This window comes from Nocardia mangyaensis, from assembly GCF_001886715.1.
GTDB lineage: Bacteria > Actinomycetota > Actinomycetes > Mycobacteriales > Mycobacteriaceae > Nocardia > Nocardia mangyaensis.
Genome location: NZ_CP018082.1, coordinates 4,050,207 through 4,074,738, shown reverse-complemented (window position 1 = coordinate 4,074,738; position 24,532 = coordinate 4,050,207). Strand labels below are relative to the sequence as shown.

At 66.6% G+C, this 24,532-nt stretch carries 23 protein-coding genes and 1 pseudogene; 9 read left to right on the top strand and 15 right to left on the bottom strand.

The window, feature by feature from the left end:
* Positions 1-4: 4 nt before the first annotated feature.
* The 5 genes from BOX37_RS18410 to BOX37_RS18390 are packed head-to-tail and all read right to left on the bottom strand — an operon-like array spanning position 5 to position 5,364.
* Complete coding sequence (locus BOX37_RS18410) at positions 5-859, bottom strand: ABC transporter permease (protein WP_071928740.1); 855 nt, start codon at positions 857-859, stop codon at positions 5-7.
* Positions 859-1,698, bottom strand: coding sequence for an MlaE family ABC transporter permease (locus tag BOX37_RS18405; RefSeq protein ID WP_240504930.1), 840 nt, complete (start codon positions 1,696-1,698; stop codon positions 859-861). Before BOX37_RS18405 ends, BOX37_RS18410 begins: the two co-directional genes overlap by 1 nt.
* A gap of 33 nt (positions 1,699-1,731) precedes the next feature.
* Positions 1,732-3,426 (bottom strand): nitric oxide reductase activation protein NorD, encoded by a 1,695-nt coding sequence (locus BOX37_RS18400; protein WP_071928738.1) that lies wholly within the window; start codon positions 3,424-3,426, stop codon positions 1,732-1,734.
* Positions 3,423-4,238 carry a CbbQ/NirQ/NorQ/GpvN family protein gene (locus BOX37_RS18395; protein WP_071928737.1) on the bottom strand — a complete coding sequence of 272 codons (816 nt, stop codon included), beginning with the start codon at positions 4,236-4,238 and terminating at the stop codon, positions 3,423-3,425. The genes BOX37_RS18400 and BOX37_RS18395 overlap by 4 nt, the downstream gene beginning before the upstream one ends.
* Before the next feature lies 1 nt (position 4,239).
* On the bottom strand, positions 4,240-5,364 hold the full coding sequence (locus tag BOX37_RS18390; RefSeq protein ID WP_240504929.1) for a spirocyclase AveC family protein: 1,125 nt from the start codon (positions 5,362-5,364) through the stop codon (positions 4,240-4,242).
* Positions 5,365-5,617: 253 nt separating this feature from the next.
* On the opposite strand from BOX37_RS18390, the gene BOX37_RS18385 reads away from it, so the two are divergent.
* Complete coding sequence (locus tag BOX37_RS18385) at positions 5,618-6,220, top strand: TetR/AcrR family transcriptional regulator (RefSeq protein WP_071928735.1); 603 nt, start codon at positions 5,618-5,620, stop codon at positions 6,218-6,220.
* Positions 6,221-6,249: 29 nt separating this feature from the next.
* Here BOX37_RS18385 and BOX37_RS18380 read toward each other — a convergent pair whose 3' ends face one another.
* Genes BOX37_RS18380 through BOX37_RS18340 form a run of 9 tightly spaced genes read right to left on the bottom strand, consistent with a single transcriptional unit; the run spans position 6,250 to position 14,577 of the window.
* The gene (locus BOX37_RS18380) at positions 6,250-7,773 is read right to left on the bottom strand and encodes an aldehyde dehydrogenase (RefSeq protein WP_084759811.1); all 1,524 of its coding nucleotides are present in this window, start codon (positions 7,771-7,773) and stop codon (positions 6,250-6,252) included.
* A gap of 55 nt (positions 7,774-7,828) precedes the next feature.
* Positions 7,829-9,073 carry a metal-dependent hydrolase family protein gene (locus tag BOX37_RS18375; RefSeq protein ID WP_071928734.1) on the bottom strand — a complete coding sequence of 415 codons (1,245 nt, stop codon included), beginning with the start codon at positions 9,071-9,073 and terminating at the stop codon, positions 7,829-7,831.
* Positions 9,070-9,405 (bottom strand): hypothetical protein, encoded by a 336-nt coding sequence (locus BOX37_RS18370; protein ID WP_071928733.1) that lies wholly within the window; start codon positions 9,403-9,405, stop codon positions 9,070-9,072. Before BOX37_RS18370 ends, BOX37_RS18375 begins: the two co-directional genes overlap by 4 nt.
* The gene (locus BOX37_RS18365) at positions 9,402-10,673 is read right to left on the bottom strand and encodes an aromatic ring-hydroxylating oxygenase subunit alpha (RefSeq protein ID WP_071928732.1); all 1,272 of its coding nucleotides are present in this window, start codon (positions 10,671-10,673) and stop codon (positions 9,402-9,404) included. The genes BOX37_RS18370 and BOX37_RS18365 overlap by 4 nt, the downstream gene beginning before the upstream one ends.
* Before the next feature lie 29 nt (positions 10,674-10,702).
* Positions 10,703-11,542 carry a TauD/TfdA dioxygenase family protein gene (locus tag BOX37_RS18360; protein ID WP_071928731.1) on the bottom strand — a complete coding sequence of 280 codons (840 nt, stop codon included), beginning with the start codon at positions 11,540-11,542 and terminating at the stop codon, positions 10,703-10,705.
* Positions 11,543-11,562: 20 nt separating this feature from the next.
* A complete protein-coding gene (locus BOX37_RS18355) occupies positions 11,563-11,898 on the bottom strand; it encodes a hypothetical protein (protein WP_071928730.1) in 336 nt (111 codons plus the stop codon).
* The gene (locus BOX37_RS18350; protein WP_071928729.1) at positions 11,895-13,202 is read right to left on the bottom strand and encodes an aromatic ring-hydroxylating oxygenase subunit alpha; all 1,308 of its coding nucleotides are present in this window, start codon (positions 13,200-13,202) and stop codon (positions 11,895-11,897) included. The genes BOX37_RS18355 and BOX37_RS18350 overlap by 4 nt, the downstream gene beginning before the upstream one ends.
* On the bottom strand, positions 13,199-13,786 hold the full coding sequence (locus tag BOX37_RS18345; protein ID WP_071928728.1) for a carboxymuconolactone decarboxylase family protein: 588 nt from the start codon (positions 13,784-13,786) through the stop codon (positions 13,199-13,201). Before BOX37_RS18345 ends, BOX37_RS18350 begins: the two co-directional genes overlap by 4 nt.
* Complete coding sequence (locus BOX37_RS18340; RefSeq protein ID WP_071928727.1) at positions 13,783-14,577, bottom strand: SDR family NAD(P)-dependent oxidoreductase; 795 nt, start codon at positions 14,575-14,577, stop codon at positions 13,783-13,785. Before BOX37_RS18340 ends, BOX37_RS18345 begins: the two co-directional genes overlap by 4 nt.
* Positions 14,578-14,954: 377 nt before the next feature.
* On the opposite strand from BOX37_RS18340, the gene BOX37_RS18335 reads away from it, so the two are divergent.
* The 3 genes from BOX37_RS18335 to BOX37_RS18325 all read left to right on the top strand — a co-directional run bounded on the left by BOX37_RS18335 (position 14,955) and on the right by BOX37_RS18325 (position 17,892).
* Complete coding sequence (locus BOX37_RS18335; RefSeq protein WP_071931630.1) at positions 14,955-15,554, top strand: TetR/AcrR family transcriptional regulator; 600 nt, start codon at positions 14,955-14,957, stop codon at positions 15,552-15,554.
* Between the two features lie 221 nt (positions 15,555-15,775).
* On the top strand, positions 15,776-17,227 hold the full coding sequence (locus BOX37_RS18330; RefSeq protein WP_240505426.1) for an LVIVD repeat-containing protein: 1,452 nt from the start codon (positions 15,776-15,778) through the stop codon (positions 17,225-17,227).
* Positions 17,224-17,892 carry a DUF305 domain-containing protein gene (locus BOX37_RS18325; RefSeq protein ID WP_071928725.1) on the top strand — a complete coding sequence of 223 codons (669 nt, stop codon included), beginning with the start codon at positions 17,224-17,226 and terminating at the stop codon, positions 17,890-17,892. The genes BOX37_RS18330 and BOX37_RS18325 overlap by 4 nt, the downstream gene beginning before the upstream one ends.
* Positions 17,893-17,938: 46 nt before the next feature.
* Here the strand turns inward: BOX37_RS18325 and BOX37_RS18320 are convergent, their stop codons facing one another.
* Positions 17,939-18,616: a TetR/AcrR family transcriptional regulator gene (locus BOX37_RS18320; RefSeq protein ID WP_071928724.1), complete on the bottom strand. Its 678-nt coding sequence runs from the start codon at positions 18,614-18,616 to the stop codon at positions 17,939-17,941.
* A 102-nt stretch (positions 18,617-18,718) separates the two neighbouring features.
* On the opposite strand from BOX37_RS18320, the gene BOX37_RS18315 reads away from it, so the two are divergent.
* The 5 genes and pseudogenes from BOX37_RS18315 (at position 18,719) to BOX37_RS18295 (ending at position 24,431) form a co-directional block, all read left to right on the top strand.
* The gene (locus tag BOX37_RS18315; protein WP_071928723.1) at positions 18,719-20,287 is read left to right on the top strand and encodes an MFS transporter; all 1,569 of its coding nucleotides are present in this window, start codon (positions 18,719-18,721) and stop codon (positions 20,285-20,287) included.
* A 208-nt stretch (positions 20,288-20,495) separates the two neighbouring features.
* Positions 20,496-21,164 (top strand): universal stress protein, encoded by a 669-nt coding sequence (locus tag BOX37_RS18310; RefSeq protein ID WP_071928722.1) that lies wholly within the window; start codon positions 20,496-20,498, stop codon positions 21,162-21,164.
* Positions 21,165-21,200: 36 nt separating this feature from the next.
* Positions 21,201-22,871, top strand: coding sequence for a cation:proton antiporter (locus tag BOX37_RS18305; RefSeq protein WP_071928721.1), 1,671 nt, complete (start codon positions 21,201-21,203; stop codon positions 22,869-22,871).
* Between the two features lie 116 nt (positions 22,872-22,987).
* Positions 22,988-23,219, top strand: a pseudogene (locus BOX37_RS18300) (zinc-binding alcohol dehydrogenase family protein); the annotation flags it as partial.
* 261 nt (positions 23,220-23,480) lie between these two features.
* A complete protein-coding gene (locus BOX37_RS18295) occupies positions 23,481-24,431 on the top strand; it encodes a CHAD domain-containing protein (RefSeq protein WP_071928720.1) in 951 nt (316 codons plus the stop codon).
* Positions 24,432-24,532 lie beyond the last annotated feature (101 nt).

The window sequence follows — 24,532 nt, the reverse complement described above, 5'->3', positions numbered from 1 at the left end:
CGGGTCACCCACTGATCCTGGAACCGGCGTCGAATCCCCACAGCGCCAACGTCATCAGAAGATTCACCGAGATCATCACGGTGATGCTCGCGCGCATCGCGCGACCGGCCGCGACACCGACCCCCTGGGGGCCGCCACGCGCGTAATAGCCGTAGTAGCACTGGATCGTGGTGGTGATGGTGACGAAGACGATGGCCTTCAACAGCGAGAACAAGACGTCGGTGCCGCTGAGTACGAGGTCGAAGTAGTGCGCGTAGGTCCCGAACGATTGTCCGCCCACGAGGCCGACGAACAGCTCGACGGCGAGGTAGTCCGCGGCCAGCGCGGCCAGGTACAGGGGGATCACCGCCACGATCGCCGCGATCAACCGCGTCGAGACGAGGAAGGGCACGGGGCGGATCGCGATCGCGTCGAGGGCATCGATCTCCTCGGCGATCCGCATGGCTCCCAGCTGCGCGGTGAATCGGCACCCAGCCTGCGCGGCGAAGGCGATCGAGGCCATGATCGGGGCCAGTTCGCGCGTCGCCGCCGTCGCGGCGATCATCCCGGTCGCCGGTTCCATGCCGAGCAACTTCAAGGCGTTGAAGCCCTCGATGCCGACGATTCCGCCGGCGGCGGCGCCCAGGATGATCATCACTCCCGCCGTTCCGCCGCCGACGATGAGTGCGCCGTTGCCCCAGGTCACATCGGCCAGGATTCGCAGGGTCTCGCGACCGTAGTGGCGCAGGGCCACCGGGATCGAGACCACCGCGCGCACGAAGAAGGTGAACATGTGCCCGAGCCGGATGACAGCGCGCCCTGGTCCGGCCGCCATGGAGAGCACCGTCCGAACTCCGGGCGGGCGATACACGCTGGCCATTACAGGGTCGTCCTCGGGAACAGCATCGTGTAGATCTGGGTGAATCCGAGATTGACGACCATCAGCACCACGATGGAAGCCACCACGGCGGCGTTGACCGAGTTCGCTACGCCACCGGGCCCTCCCCGGGTGTTGAGGCCCTTCTCGCACGCGATGACCACGACGATCACCCCGAACACCGCCGCCTTGATCATCGCCAGGTACAGATCACCGGAGGTGGCGAAGGAAGAGAAGGTCGCCATGTAGCTGCCTGGGGTTCCATCCTGGACATAGACGTTGAACAGGTAGCCGGCGAGAAATCCGACGAAACAGCTGACGGCCGTGAGAGCCATGGCGATGAGGATCCCGGCGGCCAGTCGCGGCACCACCAGCCTGCGCAGCACCGAGACCCCCATCACCTCCATGGCGTCGATCTCCTCGCGGATCTTGCGTGAGCCCAGATCGGCGCACAGCGCCGAACCCACCGCCGCGGCCAGCAGGATGGCGGTGACCAGCGGCGCCGACTGGCGGATCACCGCCAAGCCGCTCGCGGCACCGGCCAGTGCCGTTGCCCCGACTTGCCCTGCCAGCAAACCGAATTGGATGGACAAGGTCGCGCTGATCGGCACTGCCACAGCCACCGTCGGCAGCAGGGAGGTCTTCACCATGAACACCGCCTGCCGGACGAACTCGTCGAAGGGGAAGCGGCGGGTCGCGATGTCGGTGACGAGATGGCGAAACGCCTGCCCGCCGAGCTGGACCTGTCGTCCGACCGTCTGCAGCGAGGCGATCGGGTGCCGCCGGGTGTATTCCTTCGACCAGTCCTTGATCTCGGTGACCGCGGATGCTGTGGGTTCCACTGCGCGCCTTTTCTTTCCGGTGTCGATGTCTCGCTACCGCGGTGTGGGCGCGGCGAGCTCCCGAAGGGAGGACAGGAACAGTTCATCCATGTGCGGGCTCAGTTCGCTCAGGGTCGCCGCACTGGCATGACTGGCCGAGCCGAAGACGCGCTCGAGAGCATCGGCGGGCGTGGTGGTACCGATCGACAGACACAGGCAGGCGACACCTTCGGTGCGCAGCTCCTCGAGTGCCTTGGCCGCATCGGCCTCGGCGTAGCGGCCTTCGTAGCCGCCGTCGTAGGGACAGCCGTCCGAGAGCACGACCAACAGTCGGTTCTGGGTGCCCGCTTGGTTCTTGAGGATCTCGCCCGCACCGCGGATGCCCGCGCCCAGCCGGGTGTAGTTCGAAGGCTCGAGCTGATTGAGCCTGGCTCGTCCGACGGCGCCGAAGCGCTGATCGAAGGTTTTGATCGCAGGCAGGTGAACCGCGTGGCGACCCTCGGAGCGGAAGGCGTACACCGCGACTCGGTCACCGAGCTCTTCCAGGGTGACCGCCAGCGTGGCGGCCGCGCGCCGCTGATGGTTGTGTACCGACAGGCCCTCCAGATCGGCATCGGTGGCCGATCCGGAGGCATCGATCAGGATCATGACGCCGAGATTGCGTTCGAGCTTGCGATGTTCCAGGTACACGTTCTCCGGGCGCGAGTAGCCCGAACGCAGGTCGACGAACAGATCGATGAGGGCCTCGATGTCGAGCTCGTCGCCATCGGCCCGCCCGCGCAGCACCTTCGGGCCCAGCCCCACCCGAGCCAGCCGTCGTCGGAGCACATCGTCCTCGGGAACACGGGCGGCCGAGATGTCGGCCGGAACCGTCAGCGGAAAATCGATGACTCGGCACCAATCCGGCTTGTAGCGGTCGTTGAAAACGTCCCACTCCGGATGAAGGGCACCGCCGATGCCGGCTGCGGCGCCGGGCTTGTCGGCATCGGTGAACTTGATCCGGGTGGGCAGCGGCCGGGCCTCCGGTCCCACCTTCGGCGCCCGCCGCACCGCGCTGACCGGGGCTTCGGCCCCGGCAGGGCCGTCCCCGTCCGAACGCGAGCTACCCATCGTCTTGCGGAGGAACTCCATCATCGACTTGCCGCTGAAGAGCGGATTCTCGAAGAGTTTGAGAATCTTGCTCTCCTCGCCCTTCTCGACGTCGTCCTCGACCTCGTCATCGGCCTCGGGGATCTCGCTGAGGTCGAATTCCAGGCGCAGCTCCTGGTCACTGGCCCGCCCGCCCGCGCCGATGTTCGACGCGACCAATTGGGAGGGTCTGATCGTGCCGAACCACGCCGGGGGCTCGGCGACTGGCACTTTCCCCTTCGCCGCCGCGAGGGAATCCGCCGCGCTCGCGGTGTTCGGTTCGCCCTCGAGGTCGAGCCCGGCGGCGAGCGGAAGCCGTTGGGCGAGTTCGGCGAGGACGCGACGGCCTTCGAGGGCCAGATAGCGGCGCGCCGTGGAGGGACGCCCGCGCAGTGACCGTACCAACGCCGGATCCAGGCTCCCGGCACCGAGCAACGCGCTCTGCACGAGTACTTCGCGGCGTTGCTCGGCATCGGTACCTCCCCCCGACACGAACATGATCTGGCCGTTCGTGAAGGGGATCCCACCCGCCGGCAGCTCTGCGATGGCCACAGACCTGCCGGCGAGATGGGTGGCGAGGAGTCTGAAGCGCTCAGGCCCGTTCGGATCGTTGTCGGTCATGGTCGCGGCAGGACGGCGTCGACGAGTTCACCAAGGGCGGCAACGATATCCGCGTCATCGGACAGCGCCTGCACGACCGCCGATCGGACGGCAGTGCGCAGGTCCAGTCCGCCGGAGACGAGTCCACCGGCGAGGATCAGCATCCTGGTGGAGGACACCTCGCGCAGCGGCGAGTTGTCCAGGTTGCGGATGGCGCTGCCGACCGCGACCAGCGCTCGCGCGGTCTCGGTGTCGACCCCGGATTCGTGGGCGATCACCTCACGTTCGATGTCCGGGGGCGGGAAGCCGAGTTCGATGGCGACGAATCGCTGCCGAGTCGACTCCTTGAGATTCTTCAGAACGCTTTGGTAGCCGGGGTTGTAGGAGATCACCAGCTGGAATCCGGGTGCCGCGGGCAAGGTGACCCCGAGCCGGTCGACCGGAAGCTCGCGGCGGTGATCGGCGAGCGGATGGATCACCACGGTGGTGTCCTGGCGCGCTTCCACGACTTCGTCGAGATAGAAGATGGCGCCGGACCGTACAGCCCGCGTCAACGGGCCGTCCACCCAGACCGTTTCGCCACCCTTGAGCAGGAAGCGGCCGACGAGATCGGCCGAGGTCATGTCCTCGTGGCCGGCGACGGTGATCAGGTCCCGGCCGAGCTCGGCGGCCATGGTCTCCACGAAGCGGGTCTTACCGCAGCCGGTCGGGCCCTTGAGCAGGAGCGGCAGACCGCCGACCGCCGCCGCGCGAAAGACCGCGACCTCATCACCGACTGCCTTGTAGAACGGAGCCTGCGGAACGTCGAGTACAGCGCTGGATCGACTGGTCATGTCAGTTGCCTTTCTCGGTGTCGGCGAAAGGAACGATCGTCGGCATCTCGGTGCCTTCGGGCATGACGAGTTGGCCGTTGGAATCGATGTAGCCGCTGTTTCGGAAAGGCACCGGCAGATCCGGATGCGGGCAGAGCCGGTCGGTTCCCTCACCACAGATGCCCATGTTGAAGTAGGAGCGCTTCTGGATGTCCTCGGGCCAGGGATCGGTGTGCAGGGCGAAGAACTGCGCGGGCAGGTTGTAGCCCACGAAGAAGAATGTGCTGACCGCCGCGAAGATCGCCAGGAAACGCGTGAACTGTTGTTTGACGAATCCGCCCCGGACCTGGTCCAAGCCACGTTCGACGAAGGTCCGGCCGCGGTCATCGGTGAAATAGCGCAGCGAGCAGAGGGCCGCCTGGACACCGCCCCACATGAGGCCTTCATACAATGGCCACTGATAGTAGGTTCCGGCGTTGATCGACCAATCCTGGAGTGCGCCGGGATAGGTGAAAAGACCCATCGGCATCAGGAACAGACCTTCGATGACGAGATCGAAGAAGAATGTCCAGACGAGCAGTACACCGATCAGCCCCATCGTGCTGATATTGGGGAACCGCTGCTTGGTCTTTCGCATCACCCAGCAGCCGAGGATCGTGCACAGCAGGACGCCATACGAGTAGCCCGGCGCGTTCATCAGGATCGGTTCGGCCATCATGGCGCCCGGTTCGCCATAGGATTGCCAGCCCGGCACGTCCTGCACCCAGGAGCCCATGTTGAACATCCAGGTGTTGTACGTACTCCACGTATTGAAGTAGTTCAGCAGTGGATCCTGGAAGAACATCAGACCGCAGGCCACGAACAGCATGCCGTCGAGCGTTATTCGCCGCTCGCGTAGCCATGGCCGGATGATGAAGAAGTACATGCCGATCGGCAGACCGAGCAGGATCACCACGGTCCAGACGGTGAGAATCACCTTCATGAAGGTCGGCGGATCGCTCGGCCCGGTGGGCACCCGCTCGAAATTGGGACCGGTGAGCCAGCGGAACCACACATATATCTGGAAGGCGAGGATCAAGCCGCCGACGGTGGCCCAGATCTTGACGGCTTTGCTGGTGGATTGAACTTTTGCGCCGAGGGTCGCCACACTGTCGAGTGGCTCGGTGATGGTGGTTCCCTTTTTCGGCCCCGTCGGTTCGCTCACAGCGCACCTCCTCGATGGAATCTTGTGGTCCGATGTGCGTCGATGCGCGCGAAATTCGGAATGGAATCGGCGATGGCCGTGGTAGTCGATGAAGGAGTCATCGGTCACGCTCCTGAAGTATCTGTACGAACAGAAATATACCACTGGGAATCTCAGATTCCAGAGGGTTTCTAAGATTCGTGCCATAATCGCTGGCATGGCTGAGCGTTGGACCCGAGAACGGAGACTCGAGCGCACCAGGGGGCTGCTCCTGGATGCTGCCGAAGAAGTATTTGCCGACAAAGGCTTCGCGGCGGCGACACTCGATGACATCGCGCATGCCGCCGGCTACACCAAGGGCGCGATCTACAAGCACTTCGCCACCAAGGAAGAGCTCTTCCTCGAGGTGAACGATCGATATCTGCAGCGCTACTTCGACATGTTCGCCGAGGTGCTGGCGGCCGCATCGAGAATGGGCGCCGAAGAACTGGACCGAGTCGGCGAGTTGTGGCGTCGGCTCGCCGCCGAACGCGGCACCGAGCACGCCGCACTCGGTATGGAGTTCACGCTGTACCTGCTGCGCAACCCCGAGGTCAGGGAACGGGTGGCGGCTCGGCGGGAAGAGGCGGTGGAAGCCTTGGGGCGATTCATCATCGAGAATCTCGACCGCCTCGGAGCGACCTCGCTGATTCCGCCGATGACGATGGCGAGAGTGCTCATCCACACGACGCCTCTGGTCGTTATCGGCACCGAACTCGACGGCGTCGACCTCTACGGACCGATCCTCGAGATGTACATGTCGGCGATCGAGCTGCCCTGAGCGCGACCGCCCGCCTCGACTCCGCTCGCTCATGAGGTTTCCCTCGGCGGCCCTGCTGCGCGGCTCGCGCCGACCGTACTCGCCGGCGAGACGGGGGGATTCACCACTGCGGGGCGAATCGAGAGGGACACGGTGTCGAGGTAGCCGGCGAGGCCCTCGACACCGAATTCGCGGCCGTAGCCGCTGTTCTTGACTCCGCCGAACGGTGCGACGGGATCCATGCTGTAGGGCTCGTTGATGCCGAGGGTGCCCGCGCGCACCCGGCGGGCGATTCCGGTGGCGCGCTCGATGTCGGGTGACCACACCGAGCCGGAGAGCCCGTATTCGGTGTCGTTGGCGAGGGACACGGCGTGCTCGTCGTCGGTGTAGGCGATCACGCTCAGAACGGGACCGAAGATCTCCTCCTGTGCGATCCGCATGGAGTTGTCCACGTCGGCGAACACGGTGGGCCGGACATACCAGCCGCGCGCGAGGCCCGCCGGCACAGCGGTGCCGCCCAGCAGCAGACGGGCGCCTTCGCGCTCGCCGAGGTCGATGTACTCGCGCACCCGCTGCTGCTGACGGTGCGAGACCATCGGACCGACGCGCGTCGCGGGATCGAACGGATCGCCCACAGTGAGGTTTTCGACCACACTCACCAGCGCGTCGACGAATTCGTGCCGCCGGTGCCGGGGGACCAGCACCCTGGTCTGGGCGACGCAGGCCTGCCCACCGTTCATCAGCCCGGCAACCGTCATGCCGGTGGCGACAGCGTCCGGATCGGCGTCATCGAGGACCACCGCGGCGGATTTGCCGCCGAGTTCGAGGCTGACCCGGCGCAGCGCGGAACCACAGACCTCGGCCACCTGCCTGCCCGCCGCGGTGGAACCGGTGAACGAAACCTTGTCCACTCCCGGGTGCGAGACCAGATGGCGCCCGACCTCCCGCCCACCCGGCAGGATGCTGACCACTCCGGGGGGCAGACCGACCTGATCGAGCAACTCGGCCATGAACTGGGCGTCGAGCGGTGTCTCCGGAGAGGGTTTGAGTACCACCGTGCATCCAGCCAGCAGCGCCGGAATCAGCTTTCCCACGGTCAGGAACATCGGCATGTTCCACGGGATGATCGCCGCCACGACCCCCACCGGTTCGTGGCCGACGACGACACCGCCGCCGAGAAAACCGGCTCTGGTTTCCTGCCAGGGATACCCGGCGGCGGTGTCGGCGAAAGCGCGCATCATGACGCCGGGCAGCTTGGCGTGCGCCGAGCGCGAGAAGGTGATCGGCGCACCCATTTCGCTGGTGATCAGCTGGGCGAGTTCTTCTTCACGGGCACGATAGAACTCGGCCAGCTTGCGGACGATCGCCACCCGATCCTGCGGGTCCATCCGTGGCCACGGGCCCGCGTCGAACGCCCGGCGCGCCGCGGCGACCGCGCGATCGACATCCGCGTGTGCCGGGGCGGCGACCTTCGCGATGACCTGCTCGGTGTGCGGCGAAATCACCTCGATGGTCTCGCTGGTGGCGGGATCGACCCACGCGCCCCCGATATAGAGCTGCTGACGTGGCGACATTGCTACCTCGGATCTGTTTCGCGGATTCAGCTGTGGGGCAACGACGTTCGGCTGGTCACAGCTGCTTGTGAACGCGCCCGTCCTTCATCACGAACCGCACGTCGTCGATGGTCGTGATGTCGAGTGTGGGGTCGCCCGGTACGGCGATGATGTCGGCGAGCAGCCCCGGCGCCAGGCGCCCACGGTCGTCGACGCCGATCAGTTCGGCGGCCACGACCGTGGCCGCGCGCAGCGCCTGCGCCGACGTCATCCCGCGGTCGACCAGCGCCCACAGTTCCTTGGCGTTCTGACCGTGCGGAACCGCGGGCGCGTCGGTGCCACAGGCGATCTTGACTCCGGCACGGATCGCCTTGCGCAGCGTCTCGCGCGCCCGGGGAAAGATCTCGGCCGCCTTCTTCTGCAGCGCTGGTGCGGCTTTGGAGACGTCGAGCCCTTCGGACAGATAGCTCGTCGGCACCAGAAAGGTGCCCTGCTCGACCATCATCGCGAGGGTGTCGTCCTCGGCCAAGGAGCCGTGTTCGATGCAGTCGACCCCCGCGCGCAGGCAGGCGCGGATTCCCGCGTCACCGTGGGCGTGCGCGGCCACGTGCACCCCGGCACGGTGGGCCTCGTCGACGATCGCGGCCAGCTCCTCGTCGGAGTACTGCTGCGCGCCGGCGACGGTGCCGTGCGACATCACACCGCCCGATGCCGAGATCTTGATGACCTCGGCGCCGTACTTGATCTGGTACCGCACCGATTCGCGGACCTGGGGCACGCCGTTGGCGCGGCCTTCCTCCACGGTCACCGGCATGATGTGCGGGGCGAGACGTTGGAACATCGTGGGATCGAGGTGGCCGCCGGTCGGGGTGATGGCGTGTCCGGCCGCGACGATGCGCGGGCCTTCGAGCCAGCCCTGTTCGATCGCGCGGTGCAGATCCACATCGAGCAGATAGCCGCCGGTCTTCACCATCAGGCCCAGATTGCGGACCGTGGTGAAGCCGGCGTGCAGGGTGACGCGGGCGTTCACCGAGGCACGCAGGGTCCGATACACCGGGTCGTCCTGCACGCCGTGCATCGGGTTCGGCAGCCCGGAGGGGTTGTCGGGCCCGCCGATGAGCAGGTTGACCTCCATGTCCATCAACCCGGGCAGCAGCGTCAGCGCACCCAGGTCGATGACCTGAGCGTCCGCGGGCACCTCCACCGGATTGATGGCCGTGATCCGGTTGCCGTGCACGACGATCACGGCCGGCGTGTGTCGCTGCCCGGTCTCGACCTCGACCCACGCCGCCGCCCGCAGCACGACGATCGGGGTGCTCATAGACCCGGCTCGAGAACGCAGGTCAGCGATGCGGCCCCGGTGTCGGGAATGCGCGGTTGACGCCACACTTCGACGGGGAAGGACACCTGAATCATCGAATACAGCAGGTACATCAGGTTCTTCGCGTCCTCGGGCATCTCGTCGATGGAGAACTTGTCGCAGTAGGTGAGCGCGTCCTCGGCCCGGGCGGTGATCGCGTCGTAGAACCTCTGCATGTCCGACATCGTGGACCCGAGGCGCTGGTCATAGCGTTCGGTTTCCGACGGCAGGCACCAGATCGCGGCGAACTGTTCGAGGTCGGCGAATTCGGCGGGCAGGACAGGTGTGCTCATCGCTGGGCCTCCGCACGCTCGCGTCGGTAGTCGCCGACCCAGTCCGCGGCGACCTTGTGCAGGTGGCGAAGCAGGATTTCCTGGTCGTTGAGCTGGAAGGTCGTGACCGCTCGCGATTCGAGCATGAGCTGAGTCGCCTCCAGCGTCGAAGAGTCTTGCAGCCCATATTCTTTGAAGGTGACCGCCGCCATTTCGTGCGCGACGCGATCGCGCGGGGTGCGGGCGGGTGTGAAGTACAGGTTGCCCTCGAAGATGTGCGTATTGTGCGAGGTCGGCCAGTACTGGTACGTGAGATACCAGCCGCCGGACCAGATGAGGATGGTGAAGTTCGGCCACAGCTGGAACGAGTCCAGGCCCCAGGGTTCGCAGCCCGCGGGGTTGAGCCCGGCCGGCATCGGACCCAGGTCAGGGACATCCCAGGGGCCGAACAACCCACTGCGGGTGATGTCTTCCATCGGTTTGCGCATCGCCGCGTCGAGTTCCCAGGTGACGACACCGGAGGTGCTGACCAGCCGGTGCGGTCCGTCGAGCTGGTAGTGCGGCGCCTCGAACCCGGCTTGCTGCGCGGCGACGGAGAAGTTGTCCGGCGTCTGCTTTCCGTGCAGGATCGGCGCGTGGTAGAACTCCTGGAAGGCGTCCAGGTAGAGCTTCCAATTGGCGCCGACCTCGGCGCGGTAGGTATAGCGCTCGGTCAGCTGGTCGAACGGGTAGCCTTCCAGGCCGGTCACCATCGGGCCGAGGAACTCCCGCAGCGTCTGACGTGGCTCGGCGGCCAGATTGACGAAGATGAAACCCGACCAGACCTCACAGTGCACGCGTGCGAGCCCGAGGTTGTCCTTGTCCAGGTCGAAGAACTCGCTTTCCTGCTGCACGAAGCTCAGCGAGCCGTCGAGCCCGTAGCGCCAGCCGTGGTATTTGCAGGTGAACTGTCGGCACGTGCCCGCGGTCTCCTCGCGCGGGAACTCGTTCCACACGAGCTTGTTTCCGCGATGCCGGCAGATGTTGTGGAAGGCGTTGACACTGCCGTCGCGATCACGAACCAGAATGATCGAGGAGTGCGCGGCGTGAATCTCCCTGGTGAAATAGCTGCCGGTGCGCGGCAGCTGTTCGATGCGACCGACATTGAGCCAGGCGCGTTTGAAGATCGCATCGCGTTCGAGTTCGAAGAACTCCGGTGAGATCGAGTCGTCGTAGGACATCGGCGCGGTGCCGAGTTCCGGGTAGTGCTGTGTCCAACTACCCTCAGCGGGCTTGGGCCAACGAGGCATGGTGTACTCCTGAAAGCTCTAGCGGTGGGCTATTCGATCGGTTCTTCACCGAGCACCGTGGTGCGCAACATCTCTCGCGGCGAACCGGACGGATAGGGCGCGGCGCGATGGATGACACCCCGGTTGTCCCAGATCACCGTGTCCCCGACAGCCCAGGTGTGCCGGTAGACGCGGTCGGGCGCGGTGCAGCGACGCAGTAGTCCGTCGAGCAATGCCCGGCTTTCCTCGGCGGGCATTCCGACGACGTGGTCGGTCGAAGCGCCGAGGACGAGCGATCGCCGACCGGATTTGTGGGTCCAGATCAGCGGATGCTCTTTGATCGGACGCTTGCGCCACACCTCCAGTTGCGCTGGTGTCGGGTCCGCGGTGACGCCGCGCTGCGAGGCTTCGAGTGAGTGCACCACCCGCAACGAGCGCAGCGAGGCGCGTTCGGTGGCGGTCAGATCGTCGTAAGCCTTGTAGGTGCTGGCGAATTCGGTTTCACCGCCGCTGGCAGCGACAGCCTTCGCGGTGAGCACGGTCGCCATCTGCGGATAGGCGTCGTCTTCGGGCGTGCAGCCGTCGATGTGCCAGTCGAAAGTGGCCCGCAAATAGCTCGCCGAGGAGTTCTTGGCGGTGTCGAGACTCACCCGGTAGATTCCCGGCACCGGATGGTGCCCGGGTGAGGTGTCCACCTGCCCGAGCGTGCGGCAGAACGCCACCTGGGTCTCCGGGTCGAGATGCAGATCGCGAAAGACCAGCACCCCGTTCTCCTCGAGGGCGGTCATCACGGTCTCGGCGACGCCGGCATCGGCCAGCAACTGATCGCGGCGTGCTCCGATGACCTCGGCGCCGACGGCCTGACCGAGTTTCTCGATGGTAATCGTCATGGTGGAATTTCCTTCGTGTTCTACGGCCAGGGCTCTGAGACGCGGGCGAGTTCGGCATCGGCGCTGTCGACGGGCTTCGGCTGCTGGAAGATCTCGACGGCCATCGCGACCATGATCAGCGAATACATCAGGTGGAGTAGGTGTATCGCGTCCTCGGGCAACTCCTCGAGGGGAAACTTGTCGCAGTAGGCCAATGCGTCTTCGATGCGCGGAAAGCACGCGTCGTAGAAGTCGATCAATTCCTGCATGGGACTGGCCAGGCGGCGGGCGTAGCGCTCGGATTCGGTCTTCAGGCACCAGTCGTGGGCGAACCGTTCCAGGTCGGCGAATGCCGGTGGCAGCAGTGTCGTCGTCATCGCGCGACGACCCCGCTGAGATCGTGCCGATACACATCGACCCAGTCCGCGACGGCCTTGTGGAAATGCCGTACCAGGATTTCCTGGTCATTGACCGGGAAATGCGTCATACCCGCGGTGCGGTAGGCCGATTCCAGCGCGGTCTGGGTGCCGGTGAGCATGCCTGCGTCCTGCAGCGCGAACTCCTTGAACACCACCGAGGCGACCTCGTGCTCGACCCGTTCCCGGACCGTGCGCGCCGGCTGGAAGCACAGCATTCCCTCGAACCGGTGGGTGTTGTGGGAGGTCGGCCAATAGCGGTAGAGCAGATACCAGCCGTGGTAGATCAGGATCTCGATATTGGGGAAGATCTGGAAGTTGTCGATACCCCACGGCTCGATCCGGCCGGGGTTCAAACCCTTGGGCAGTTCGCCCAGCTCCGGCGACTCCCAGGGGCCGACCAGGCCGCTCCGGGTCGCCCGTTCGATCGGATACATGAACTCCGCCGGCATCGTCCAGCGCCGCGCACCGCCGGTGGAGACCATGCGATGTGGGCCGTCGACCTGGAAATGCGCGCACTCGAAACCCTTCCCTGGGGTGCGCACCGCGCTGGGGACCTGCTGCGAATGCAGCCCGGGGACGTGGTAGTACTCCTGGAACGCGTCGGCGAACAGCTTCCAGTTGCTCTGGTTGTCGGCCTTGAATTCGTACCACTCGGTCATCTTGTCGAACGGGTAGCCATCCAGATCAGTGATCATCGGGCCCAGGAATTCCCGCAGGGTCTGCCGGGGTGTGGCGTCGAGATTGACGAAGATGAAGCCGGCCCACACGTCGCAGTGCACCGGGCGCAGACCCAGCGCCGCCTTGTCGAGGTCGAAGAACTCGCCCTCCTGTTGCACGAAACCCAGCGAGCCGTCGAGTCCGTAGCGCCACCCGTGGTATTTGCAGGTGAACTGGCGGCACGTCCCCGAGGTCTCCTCCCGGGGAAATTCGTTCCAGACGAGTTTGTTGCCGCGATGGCGGCAAACATTGTGAAACGCTTTGACGGTACCGTCGTGATCGCGCACCACGATGAGCGATGTGCGCGCGACATCGAGTTCCTTGGTGAAGTAACTCCCGGTCTTCGGCACCTGCTCCACGCGACCCACATTGAGCCAGGCGCGCTTGAAGATGGCCTCGCGCTCGAGTTCGAAGAACTCGGGCGACACCGAATCCTCGAACGACATCATCGATGTTCCGAGCTCGGGATAGTGCTGGGTCCACGTGCCCTCGGTCGGGCGCGGCCATCGATGCGGCGTGGCGGGTTCCTGTAGGGCTTTGCTCACGATCGTTCCTCCCGATCCGGGTCCGGTTGCAGGGCAACACTGTTCAACACCATCGCCAGGCACAGGTACGAGCCGGCGACGAACAACAGCTCGATCAGCTGCCGATTGTCGAAATGGAGTTCGAGCTGCGCCCAGGTGTGGTCGTCGACGCGATGCCGATCCAGCAGTTGGTCGGCCATGGTCAGCAGCGAACGCTGCACCGGCGACCATCGCGGTGCCTGTGGGCCGTAGCGCACCGCCTCGACCTGCTCCTCGGTGAGCCCGAGGCCGCGGGCGATTCGGACATGCTGGTGCCACTCGTACTCCGAGCCGCTGCGCCACGCGACCCGCAGGATCACCAGCTCGCGGTCACGCGGGTCGACGCTGGGGCGCTCGATCAGCAGGCCGTTGTAGGCCAACCACGCACCCGCCAGTTCGGTGTGGTGGGCCAGTATTCCGAGGATGCCCGGCATGGCCGGGGCGTCAGGTGCCGCGGAGAGGTACCGATCGGCCGACTTCAGGTGTCCGCGGAACACGGCTCGTGTGTTCTCGTCCCACTCCAGCACCGGCAGCGGTGCCAGGCGCGGAACCGCCGAGGTGGTCATATCACCGACCCGCCGTTCACGCCGAGTACCTGTCCGGTGATGTAGCCGGCCTGCTCCGAGCACAAGAACACGCACGCCGCGGCGATGTCCTCGCCGGTTCCCAAATGCCCGACCGGGATCGCCTTGGCCATCTGGTCGCTGTGGGGCAGATGGCCGGCGGCCTGGGACTGGCGCGACATGGGCGTGTCGATGCCCGAGGGCGGAATCGTGTTCACCGTGATTCCCGCGGCGGCGTATTCGCGCGCCAAGGCCTTGGTCATCGCCAGCACGGCGCCCTTGGACGCCGTGTAGTGCACCATGCCCGGCGAGCCGCGCTGCGCGCTCGACGACGAGATCGTCACGATACGACCCCATCCGGCCGCGACCATGTCCGGAACAACGGCTTGCGCGCAGTGGAACACCCCGTTCAGGTTCACGTCGACGACGCGATCCCATGCCTGCGGTGTGATGTCGGTGAACGGCGCGAAATCGACGGATCCGGCACTCGTCACGAGGATTTCGATCGCACCGAACTCGACGCGCACCTTCCCGATCGCTTCCCGGACCGCATCGCGATCGGTGACATCGACCGCGCAGGCCATCGCTGTGGCCCCGGTGGCGCGCAACTGCTCGGCGACGCGCTGGGCGGCCGTGCCGTCGACGTCGAGAACCGCGACCCGATGCCCGGAGTCGGCGAACGCCGCGCAGATCGACAGGCCCATACCGGACGCTCCGCCGGTCACCACCGCGACCCTGGCTTGTGCCGACCGGTCGCGCGACTCCGCCGAAGCCGTTGTGGCTGTGTTGCTCATATCCGTGTTCCTTTGCTCGTCGCCCGAGGTGGACGATCGCCGCCTGCGGGGCGCGACGGCGCCGTCGTCGTCGGCGCGGGCAGGCCCCGGTTCCGGGGGATCGGGTGGGCGCGATGGACCAGCCGTCGGTGGGCTGCGGGGATGGCCGGCTATGGCCTGTTCGGAGTTAATCGAGTGCTCAATTTGAGCGAGTGATTAAGATATACGTGACGGCGCTCACGGCTGTCAAGGGTTGGATTCGCGGACCGGCTTGGTCGGTGATCGCCGCCCCGCGCGGCCGTAAACTGGTGGATTCCACCACCGTTGAGCGCTGTCTGACCATGAACCGCGACCCACGCGGGGGCCCAGCGCCTCTCGCACAACAGACAGGTCTCCATGTGAAGCCCGAGCGCAGCTCTGACGCCGAGAACTCCACGTCCCGCTCCGCACTGCTGGACGCGGCCGAACACATCATGCTGGAGGAGGGATACGCCGCCGTCAGTTCCCGGCGGCTCGGCACCAGGGCGGGTGTGAATCCCGCGCTCGTCTACTACTACTTCGGCAACATGGACAACTTGTTCGTCGAATTGTTCCGGCGGGGAGCCGATCGCAGCTACGAGCGGCAGTTGCGGGCGCTGGAGTCGGCGCAGCCGCTGTGGGCGCTGTGGGATTCCATTCACGACCAGTCGCACACCGCCCTGACGATGGAATTCGTCGCCTTGGCCAACCATCGGAAGGCGATCCGGGTGGAGATCGCGGATTCCTCCCGGAGATTCCGCTCGCTGCAACTCGACGCGGTGGCCAAGATTCTCGCCGACTACGGGGTGAGCGCGGCAGGCTACACGCCCGGCGCTCTCGTGTTGCTGATGTCGAGCATCTCCCGCTTTCTGCGGATGGAGGAAGCCTTCGGCGTCGACGCTGGTCACGCCGACGTCGTCGACCTCATCGAGTCCTTCCTGTGTGAGGTCGAAGGGGAGCGGCGCGACCGGTCGCGGTAGCTCGTCTGTCCAGGGTGCGGCGCGGGGCCCGGCGGCCTGAACCGATCCGCCGAATTCGGATTCTCGGCACCGCTCGAGTGGTAACGTCACCGACCGGTAACACGGTTACTACTCGAGAAAGGCGCCCTCTCGTCGGGGCGGTACCAGCACCTATGAGCAAATCTCCTGTCCGTGCGCATCGACGCGTCGGACTGATCTGCGCCGCCGCGCTACTCCTCACCATGGGCGCGGTGACCGCGCACTCGGCGCCGCCCGCGAGCCCTGCCGACTGCTTGCCCGGTTCGGCCCCTGAATCCGGTCTCCAGGGCGACGTCCCCGCCGCCGACCGTGACAGCGGGCGTTCCCGGGACGGATTCTGGTGCAACATGCGGCTACTCGGTGCCGCCGGCGGCCGGGGTGGTGGCATCACCTCGGTGACCTTCGAGCATTGCGCCTATGTCGGCACATTCTTTTCCGGCGACCTGGGACCGGACGCCGGGGTGCAGGTGCTGGACGTGAGCGACCCGGCCGCACCCGTGCACACCGCGACGCTGACCGAGCCCGCGATGCTGGCGGGAACCTGGGAGAGCCTGAAGGTCAACAAGACTCGCAAACTGCTGGTCGGCGCGGGCGTTCCGTTCCTGACCGGCGCCGGCTTGCTGTCGATCTATGACATCAGCGACTGCGCGCACCCGCGCCTGCTCAACCCGGGGCCCGGGACCGATCTGTCCCTGCCGCTGCCGATCACCGCCCATGAGGGCGGTTTCTCTCCCGACGGCCGTACTTACTGGAGCTCGGGCACGGCACCCGGTGTGCTCAGCGCCGTGGATCTCACCGACCCGGCGAATCCGCGGGTTGTGTGGCAGGGGCTGCCCGGCATGTCCATGCACGGCGTCGGCTTCTCGCCGGACGGCAACCGCCTGTACCTGGCGAACAACCTCGGCGGGATGAAGATCCTCGACACCAGCGCGGTCCAGCGGCGTGACCCCGCACCGCAGGTGCCCGAACTCGCCGATCTGACCTGGTCGGACGGCTGGGCGACGCAGCACACCGTTCCGGTGACCTACGGGGGAGTGCCGCACGTGTTCGCCGTCGACGAAGCCGGGTCCGGTGGCGTGAAACTGATCGACGTCTCCGATGACCGTCATCCGCGGATCACCGGCTCGATCAAGCTCGAGATCAACCTGCCCGAGCACCAGGATTCCCTGCTGGCTTCGGCCGCGGGTGGGTCACTGTTCGCCTACGACGCGCATTACTGCGCCGCCGACCGGCCCGCCGATCCGACCGCATTGGCCTGTGGTTGGACCTCGTCGGGAGTTCGGGTTTTCGACGTGCGTGACCCCGACGCGTTCACCGAGATCGGCTATTTCAATCCGCCCGCACGCACCGGGGAGAACCGCGCCCTGTCGAACTCGCCGCACGCGCTCGCCTCGATCATCGGCCTGCCGCTGCTGTCGGCGCCTTCGGTCGCGCAGGCGATCTTGCGGGGCGAGTTCGATCCCGGCCAGGCACTGGGCCCACGAACCGGCATGGCGGTCTCCGGGGACCTGTCGACCGACTGGTGCTTCTCGCCGCCGGAGTGGCGCGGAAACCAGCTCTGGACCACCTGCGCCGACAACGGCTTCCTGGCGCTCGAACTGTCGCCGCAGGTCTACACTCCGCCACCGGACCAGAACTCGACCACCGGATCATGAGGTGGCGCAGCGGTTTCCGCATCGCCGCGTTCGGTGCGCTCGCGCTGCTGCTGCTGGCGATGGGCGCGGCGCTGCGGCCCGTACTGCCCGCCGCGGCCACGGCACCGGCGGTCCTGAGCGACACCGAGATCGGTTTCATTCAGGACATGGTGGCTCACCACGGGCAGGCGTTGCTGCTCACCGAGCGGCTCGACGCCGACGCCGATCCGATCGTCGTCGGCGTGGCCCGGCAGATCGCCGACAGCCAGCGCACCGAGTTGGGCATGCTGCTGGGCTGGCTCCGGCTGGCAGGCGCACCCGTCGCCAACGCCCGCCCCATGGGATGGATGCCGAATGCCGATCACACGCAACGGCATTCCGCCACAACCTCCGCGCCGACGATGCCGGGTATGGCCTCGGCCACCGAGCTGGACGAGCTTGCCGCCGCGCGCGGTACCCAGGCCGAGGTTCTCTTCCTGGGACTGATGCGCAGGCATCACGCCGGCGGCATCGAGATGGCCGCCGCCGCGGACGCCGTGCTCAACGATGGTGAGGTCCAGCGTTCGGCCCGGGAGATGGTGCGTACCCAGGGGCAGGAAATCGGGCTGTTGTCCGTGCTGCTGGAACGGCGCGGCACCGACCTGTGCTCGGACAACGGCATGACGAGGGTACTGACATGTCGGTGATGGCTCGCTGCGCGGTGTCGACGACACTGTGCGGTGGCCGCACCCGTCACCTGTCGAGGTCGGGCTCCGAGGGCTGGCGATCGACCTCGAGATGCCGCTGTGCGCGGCCGTCTTCGGCGCGCTGCGTGACAGCGATGCCGCGTGCCGCGAGGAAGTCGTCGACGATCCGGGCGCAATCGTGGGGAGTCGACGGTCGCAAGCCGATGAGCTTGGCGAAAACGAGTGGACCGACCAATTGGGAGAGCACGAAGTACGTGTCGAATTCACCTAGTCGCTTGCGGGCCTCCGGTGTTTCGAGCACGTGGTCGAACGGTGCCCGGTAGTGGTCGATGAGGCGCCGGCGCAGCGAACTGATCGCCGGGTTGTCGGCGTCGTGATCGGAACCGGTCGCCAGCCATGCCAAGGTCGACACCTGCAGTCGGGTGTCCCTGATCGCCTCGGCCTGGCGTTCCAGGAGGGTGACCAGGCGGTCTCGCAGCGGGCCCTCGGGTGGAGGCTCCACCGGCGAGGGCAGTAACCGTTCGATGGTGGCGGCGCGTAGTTGTACCGCGTTGTCGAAATGCCGGTACAGGGTGGTCCTGGCGACCTTGGACAGCTTCGTGACGCTTTCGACGGTCACGGCTTCCAAGCCGCCGTCCTGCAGCAGCGCGGCGGCAGCATCGAGCAGCCTGGCCCGTGACCGCACCCGACGGGGGTCTTCTTCCTCGGCGCGGATTCCGCTCATGGCGCCCCATTCTCCTACCCCGACCACCTCGATGGTCTATCTCCCGCCGCATACTTATGCTACACCTTGTAGCGAAGCGATACTGACTGTAGCGGAGGCCGGATGGTTCCCCTCGGACGTGACCGATTGTCCTCGGTCCAGCGCCGGCTGCTGACATTGTCCTGTCTCGCGGTCATTCTCGTCACTGCCTCGATGGCCGCGCTGTACACCGCGCTGCCGGAGATCGCGGCCGACACGGGTGCGAGCCAGGCCGAACTCACCTGGATCGTCGACGGCTACACGCTGGCGCTCGCCTGCCTCGTGCTGCCCGGTGGCGCGCTCGGTGACAGGTATGGCAGGCGCGGGGTGCTCATCATCGGCCTGATCGTCTTCTCGATCGCCTCGGCGGCACCCTTGCTGCTCGACAGTCCGGGCTGGCTGATCGCCGCACGCGTGTTGACGGGAATCGGTGCGGCGCTGGTGATGCCGTCCACGTTGTCGTTGCTGACCGCGGGGTTCCCGGCGGAACGGCGGGGCAGCGCGGTCGGATTGTGGGCCGGTGTCGCGGGTGTCGGCGCGATCCTCGGCATCCTCGGCTCGGGCATTCTGCTCGAAAGCTGGTCCTGGGTCTCGATTTTCGTCGGAATGGCGGTCGCGGGCGCGATGCTGTCGGTGGCTGCCTTCACCCTGCCCGAATCGGCCGATACATCCAGGCCTCCGATGGACCCCCTCGGTGCGGCCACCAGCGCCCTGGCCATCGGGGCGATCGTGGTCGCGGTGATCGAAGGTCCCGCGCGAGGCTGGCTCGATCCGCTGGTGATCGCGGCGATCGTGACCGGGCTGACGGTGGCAGTTGCTTTCGTCGCCATCGAGCTGAGGGCCACGCATCCGCTGGTCGATGTCCGGCTCTTCGCGCACCGGGGTTTCGGCAGTGGCACCGCGATCGTGACCGTGCAGTTCCTGGTCACTTTCGGCCTGTTCATGCTGATCGTGCAACATTTTCAGCTGATTCTGGGCTACCGCCCGTTGATCTCGGCGCTGGCGCTCGCCCCGATGGGGCTGCCGATGGTCGTGATCTCGGTGATCGCACCTCGGGTCGCGGCGCGCTTCGGATTGCGAATCCCCACCTTCGCCGGCTTGGTGGCGATCGGGGGCGCGATGCTCATGATCGCGCGGGTCGACGCGGACACCTCCTATCTGGACCTGCTCGGCCCGCTGCTGCTGATGAGCGTGGGGATCGGTCTGTGCACCGCGCCCGCGACCGCCGCGATAGTCGACGGCACACCGGTCGAGAAACACGGTGTCGCTGCCGCGGTCAATGATGCCGCCCGGGAAGTCGGTGCCGCCATCGGCATCGCGATCGCGGGCAGTGTGCTGGCCGCGGGATACGGCGCGCGCATCGCACCCGTGCTGCCCAGCCTCCCCGAGCCGGCGCGCGAACCGGTCGGCGACTCGCTCGCGGCGGCGCTCGAGGTGGTGGCGCGCGCGGGTCCGGCAGCACAGGAGCTCGGCGATGTCGCGAAGTCCGCGTTCCTGCACGGCATGCACCAGTCCGCGACTGTGCTGGGATTCCTGACACTCGGCGCGGCGGTCCTGATCGCGGTGTGGACGCCGGGCCGGCGCCGCACCATCGGCCCGGCTGCCGCCGCCGAACCCGGTGGTTCGAACCGAGTGGTCGACGCCGAGTCTTGACTTCCGGTGTCGGTCGGGTGTCGAGCGGCCCAGTCCGACCACGCCGCGTGTTCAGCGTCGAAGTACCGGGGCCAGGATCCGGCCCGCGACGGCGGGGCTGTGGCAGTGTCCGGGAAACCGATGGTCGCAGGGTGGGAGGCCGTTGGTCCTTCGGGCAATGGCATTTGGGCCGTATCGGCCCACGGGTGGGGCGAGGGACCCTCGAGACATGAACACGACGATTGTCCTCGTCTTCGCCGCATTCTGGATTGCCACCGGTGTGGTGACGGGATTGTGGATGATCCGCCGCGGACACGATCCGCTCTGGATGCTGGTCGCGCTGGCGTTCGGGCCACTGTTCGTGCCCATCGCGCTGGAACGAGTGGAACGCAGCCCCCGGCTGGCCGCAGCGGGGGCAGGGGAAGTGCCGACATCGCCATCGAGCAGACCGGACGGGCCGCGGGTGCTGGTCGGCCTGGATGGGTCGCCGCAGTCGGAACAGGTGCTGGCCACGACGCTGTGGTTGTTCGGACACGGATTCGGGATGCTCGTACTTGCCGAGGTCGTTCACTACGACGCCACCATGGACGCTTCCGGGCGCGAAGTCGATGCCGCCAAGCAAAGACTGGCCGCGGCGGCCGCGGTGGCGGGTGAGCTCGGGGTCGTCGTGCACTTCGAGGTGCTCGCCGGGCCTGCGGGGGAGGCGTTGCGGCGGTTCGCCGAGGACCAGGAAATGGACGTGCTCGTCGTCGGTCGACGCGGCGGGGGATTGTCGACGCGGCTATTGGGAAGTGTGTCGTCGGATCTGGTCCACCATTCACCGGTGCCGGTGCTCGTCGTCGAACCAGCACGCAGTCCTGCCACTAAGGACTCGCCCTCACCTACCCACCCGGTATGACCACGATCGTCGGTAGCGCACCTCTAGGCTGGAAATGTGGAGCAGCTGCAGGCGTTCCCGCTCGTCGCGATCATCCTCGCCATCGCCGCCGTGGCCGGGCTGGTGGCCGTTCGCCTGCGGCAACCGCTGATCGTCGCGTTCATCGGCGTCGGCATCCTGGTCGGCCCGGCTGGCACCGGATGGGTCGACGCCGACAGCACGATCGAACTGCTCGCCCGGATGGGTATCGCGATCCTGCTGTTTCTCGTCGGTTTGCGACTGGACCTGCACCTGATCCGCAGTACCGGCCCGGTCGCCCTGGCCACCGGGCTCGGTCAGGTCGTGTTCACCTCGGTATTCGGCTACCTGATCGCGATCGCGCTCGGCATGGACAGCGTCACCGCGCTGTATGTGGCCGTCGCCCTCACCTTCTCGTCCACGATCATCATCGTCAAACTGCTGTCGGACAAACGCGAACTCGACCAGCTCCACGGGCGCATCGCCGTCGGCTTCCTCATCGTCCAGGACATCGTGGTGGTCCTGGTGATGATCGCGCTCACCGCGTTCGGGCAGCCCACCAGCGACAACCTGTCAGTGAGCATCGCCGTGACGCTGGGCAAAGGCCTCGGTCTGCTCGTCGGCATCGGGGTGCTCATGCGGTATGTGCTGCCGTGGCTGTTGCACCACATCGCACGATCGCAGGAACTGCTCGTCTTGTTCGGCGTCGCCTACGCCGTCTCGGTCGCCGCGTTCAGCGAATGGCTCGGGTTCAGTTCCGAGGTCGGTGCCTTTCTCGCCGGCGTGTCCCTCGCGCCCACTGCCTACCGCGACGCCCTGGGCGCCCGGCTGGTGAGCCTGCGCGATTTTCTCCTGCTGTTCTTCTTCCTCGACCTCGGCGCGAAACTGGAGTTCAGCAACGCCACCCAGCAGATCACCGAGGCCGTGGTCTTCTCGGTGTTCGTGCTGGTCGGCAACCCGCTCATCGTGATCGTGATCATGAGTGCCATGCGGTACCCGGTCCGCGTCGGCTTTCTCGCCGGACTCACCGTCGCCCAGATCTCCGAGTTCTCGCTCATCCTGGCCGCGCTCGGGCTCAGCCTCGGCCACATCACCAACGCCACGGTCAGCTTGATCACGGTCGTGGGGCTGATCACCATCGGCGGCTCGACCTACCTGATCATGTACTCCCATCAGATCTACCAGCGCATCCACCGCTGGATCGCCTTCTTCGAGCGCACCCGCACCAAGCCCGACGAGCCTCACGACGCGGGGGCCGACACCGACGTGATCCTCTACGGACTGGGCCGATTCGGCAGTCATCTGGCCGATCGGCTCACCCGGACCGGGCACCGAGTGCTCGCGATCGACTTCGATCCCCACACCATCGCCACCACTGACGGTACGGGTGCTGCCGCGGTGTTCGGCAGCGCCGAGGACGTCCACTTCCTGGAACACCTGCCACTGGCCGGCGCCCGGGTGGTCATCAGCACGATCCCGGTCCGGGAGACCAACCTGGTGCTGCTGCGCAACCTGCGCCATCACCAGTACAACGGCACGATCGTGCTCACCGCCCACAGCCGGCACGACACCGACCAACTCCGTGCCGCCGGCGCCGACATCGTCCTCGAACCCTTCACCACCGCCGCGACCACGATCGCTGACGCGCTTCACCAACTCATCGTCACCGGGGAACACCCTCCTCGGGACGATCGCCGAGGACCGAGGTGATCACCGACATCACCGACGTCGAGGGAGCCGGACATGATGGGATCGTGGCGAGTGCTACGTCCAGGTCCTCTCGGTACGGCCCCCTACAGCTCGGACGAGAGCCGATCGCCGAGGACGGTGGCGTGCTCGGCATCTACGGCTTCGGGGCAGCGCTCACCTCACCGCTCAGATCGCACTCGCGGGGTGCGCGTGATGACCAGGAACGCGGCCGCCAGGGAACTGGCACTGGCGCTCGGTACGGACTCGGCGCGAGGCGCAGCCGACGCGCCGCCCGAGCCGCTGGATTCGGCGATCCTGTTCGCCCCGGTCGGTGAGCTCGTGCCGCCGGCGCTGCGAGCACTGGGCCGATTCGACGGTGCGGCGGTACTGCTGGCCTGATCGGCCGCGTCGTCGATCACCGGTGATCTGTGCTCGGCTGAGGGCGGGTGGGTGATCAGCGGGAGTGCTCGGCGCTGTGCAGGGCCATTCGGCCTGTGCGGCGGGGCACTTCGTCGCCGAGTGACGGTGACCGGTTGAGGACTGCGCAGGGCGAATGGCACTGGGGTGCGGGGGTCTCGGGAGAGCAAGGTGAAGGAACGAACATCTCGACTCAGCGAGGAAGGTCAACCGATGACCATCGAGGCCAAGGCCGGCGACCGTGTCAACGCTACCGACGAGCCACCGTTGGCGAGCCGGATGCTGGCGCGGTACCTCCACACCCAGCGCGAGACGATCATGGACGGGCAGATCGCCGTCCACGACGATCCGGACGCGGTCGGCGACATGGTGATCGCCGCCCGGCGCGCGCGGTGCGCGCTGAGCGCCTACCGGCCCGCGGTACGTCATGAACCCGAAGTGCGCAGGTTGATCGAGGAACTGCGGTGGTTCGGCATCAACGTGAGTGCCGCGCACGAACTGCGGGCCCAGGCGGCCCGGCTCCACGAAGCAGTGGACCTCTTGCGACCCCGCTATGTCCGTGGACCGGTGCGGGCCAGGATGACGAACTACTTCCATACCCGCACCCGCCCGGCCTGGCGGGCGGCCCGCGACATGTTCGGGTCGCCGCGGTTCCCGGCCCTGATCGAGGACCTGATGTGCGAGGAGCGCCTGCTGAACGCGGGTCTGGTGCCCGGCATCGACGATTCCGACAACGCGGTTGTCCTCGCCGCCCTGCTCGAGCGGGTACGTCGCCGCATGCGCGCCGTCGAGTCGGCCAGGGACGAGGACGGAACAGACGCGTCGATGCACGACCTCCGCAAGGCCCTGCGCCGTACCCGCTACTACCTGGAGTCGGTGCACGAGATGAACCCGGCGCGCAGCGCGCAGGCCGCCGACGGGCTGGCCGCCGTGCAGGATCTGCTCGGACAGAATCAGGACGCGGCGGTGGCCAAACAACACCTGATCCAGCTCACGCGAGAAGCCGAGAACGCGGGGGAGTCGACGTTCACCTATGGGCTGCTGCTGCAGCGCGAGATCGATCGCACCACCATCTGCGCGGCCGGGTTACCTGCCGTGTACTGGCGGTCTCTGCGCGCGGTGCGCGCGATGGCCGACGTCCACGCCGACGCACCGCTCGACTGATCGCCCACGGCGGTGGCGCCGACCAGCGCCGCACCGTGCTCTCATCCCGCCGCCGGTGCCACTGGCACCGGGAAGTGGGACAACTTCGACAAAGGACGCGA

Excerpts from the sequence above, each read along its gene's own strand:
- BOX37_RS18340 (WP_071928727.1), bottom strand. The coding sequence starts at position 14,577 with ATGAGCAACACAGCCACAACGGCTTCGGCGGAGTCGCGCGACCGGTCG.
- BOX37_RS18355 (WP_071928730.1), bottom strand. The coding sequence starts at position 11,898 with ATGACGACGACACTGCTGCCACCGGCATTCGCCGACCTGGAACGGTTC.
- BOX37_RS18315 (WP_071928723.1), top strand. The coding sequence starts at position 18,719 with ATGGTTCCCCTCGGACGTGACCGATTGTCCTCGGTCCAGCGCCGGCTG.
- BOX37_RS18380 (WP_084759811.1), bottom strand. The coding sequence starts at position 7,773 with ATGTCGCCACGTCAGCAGCTCTATATCGGGGGCGCGTGGGTCGATCCC.
- BOX37_RS18395 (WP_071928737.1), bottom strand. The coding sequence starts at position 4,238 with ATGACCAGTCGATCCAGCGCTGTACTCGACGTTCCGCAGGCTCCGTTC.
- BOX37_RS18400 (WP_071928738.1), bottom strand. The coding sequence starts at position 3,426 with ATGACCGACAACGATCCGAACGGGCCTGAGCGCTTCAGACTCCTCGCC.
- BOX37_RS18365 (WP_071928732.1), bottom strand. The coding sequence starts at position 10,673 with ATGCCTCGTTGGCCCAAGCCCGCTGAGGGTAGTTGGACACAGCACTAC.
- BOX37_RS18325 (WP_071928725.1), top strand. The coding sequence starts at position 17,224 with ATGAGGTGGCGCAGCGGTTTCCGCATCGCCGCGTTCGGTGCGCTCGCG.
- BOX37_RS18375 (WP_071928734.1), bottom strand. The coding sequence starts at position 9,073 with ATGAGCACCCCGATCGTCGTGCTGCGGGCGGCGGCGTGGGTCGAGGTC.
- BOX37_RS18295 (WP_071928720.1), top strand. The coding sequence starts at position 23,481 with ATGACCATCGAGGCCAAGGCCGGCGACCGTGTCAACGCTACCGACGAG.
- BOX37_RS18330 (WP_240505426.1), top strand. The coding sequence starts at position 15,776 with ATGGGCGCGGTGACCGCGCACTCGGCGCCGCCCGCGAGCCCTGCCGAC.
- BOX37_RS18370 (WP_071928733.1), bottom strand. The coding sequence starts at position 9,405 with ATGAGCACACCTGTCCTGCCCGCCGAATTCGCCGACCTCGAACAGTTC.
- BOX37_RS18385 (WP_071928735.1), top strand. The coding sequence starts at position 5,618 with ATGGCTGAGCGTTGGACCCGAGAACGGAGACTCGAGCGCACCAGGGGG.
- BOX37_RS18320 (WP_071928724.1), bottom strand. The coding sequence starts at position 18,616 with ATGAGCGGAATCCGCGCCGAGGAAGAAGACCCCCGTCGGGTGCGGTCA.
- BOX37_RS18310 (WP_071928722.1), top strand. The coding sequence starts at position 20,496 with ATGAACACGACGATTGTCCTCGTCTTCGCCGCATTCTGGATTGCCACC.
- BOX37_RS18410 (WP_071928740.1), bottom strand. The coding sequence starts at position 859 with ATGGCCAGCGTGTATCGCCCGCCCGGAGTTCGGACGGTGCTCTCCATG.
- BOX37_RS18360 (WP_071928731.1), bottom strand. The coding sequence starts at position 11,542 with ATGACGATTACCATCGAGAAACTCGGTCAGGCCGTCGGCGCCGAGGTC.
- BOX37_RS18345 (WP_071928728.1), bottom strand. The coding sequence starts at position 13,786 with ATGACCACCTCGGCGGTTCCGCGCCTGGCACCGCTGCCGGTGCTGGAG.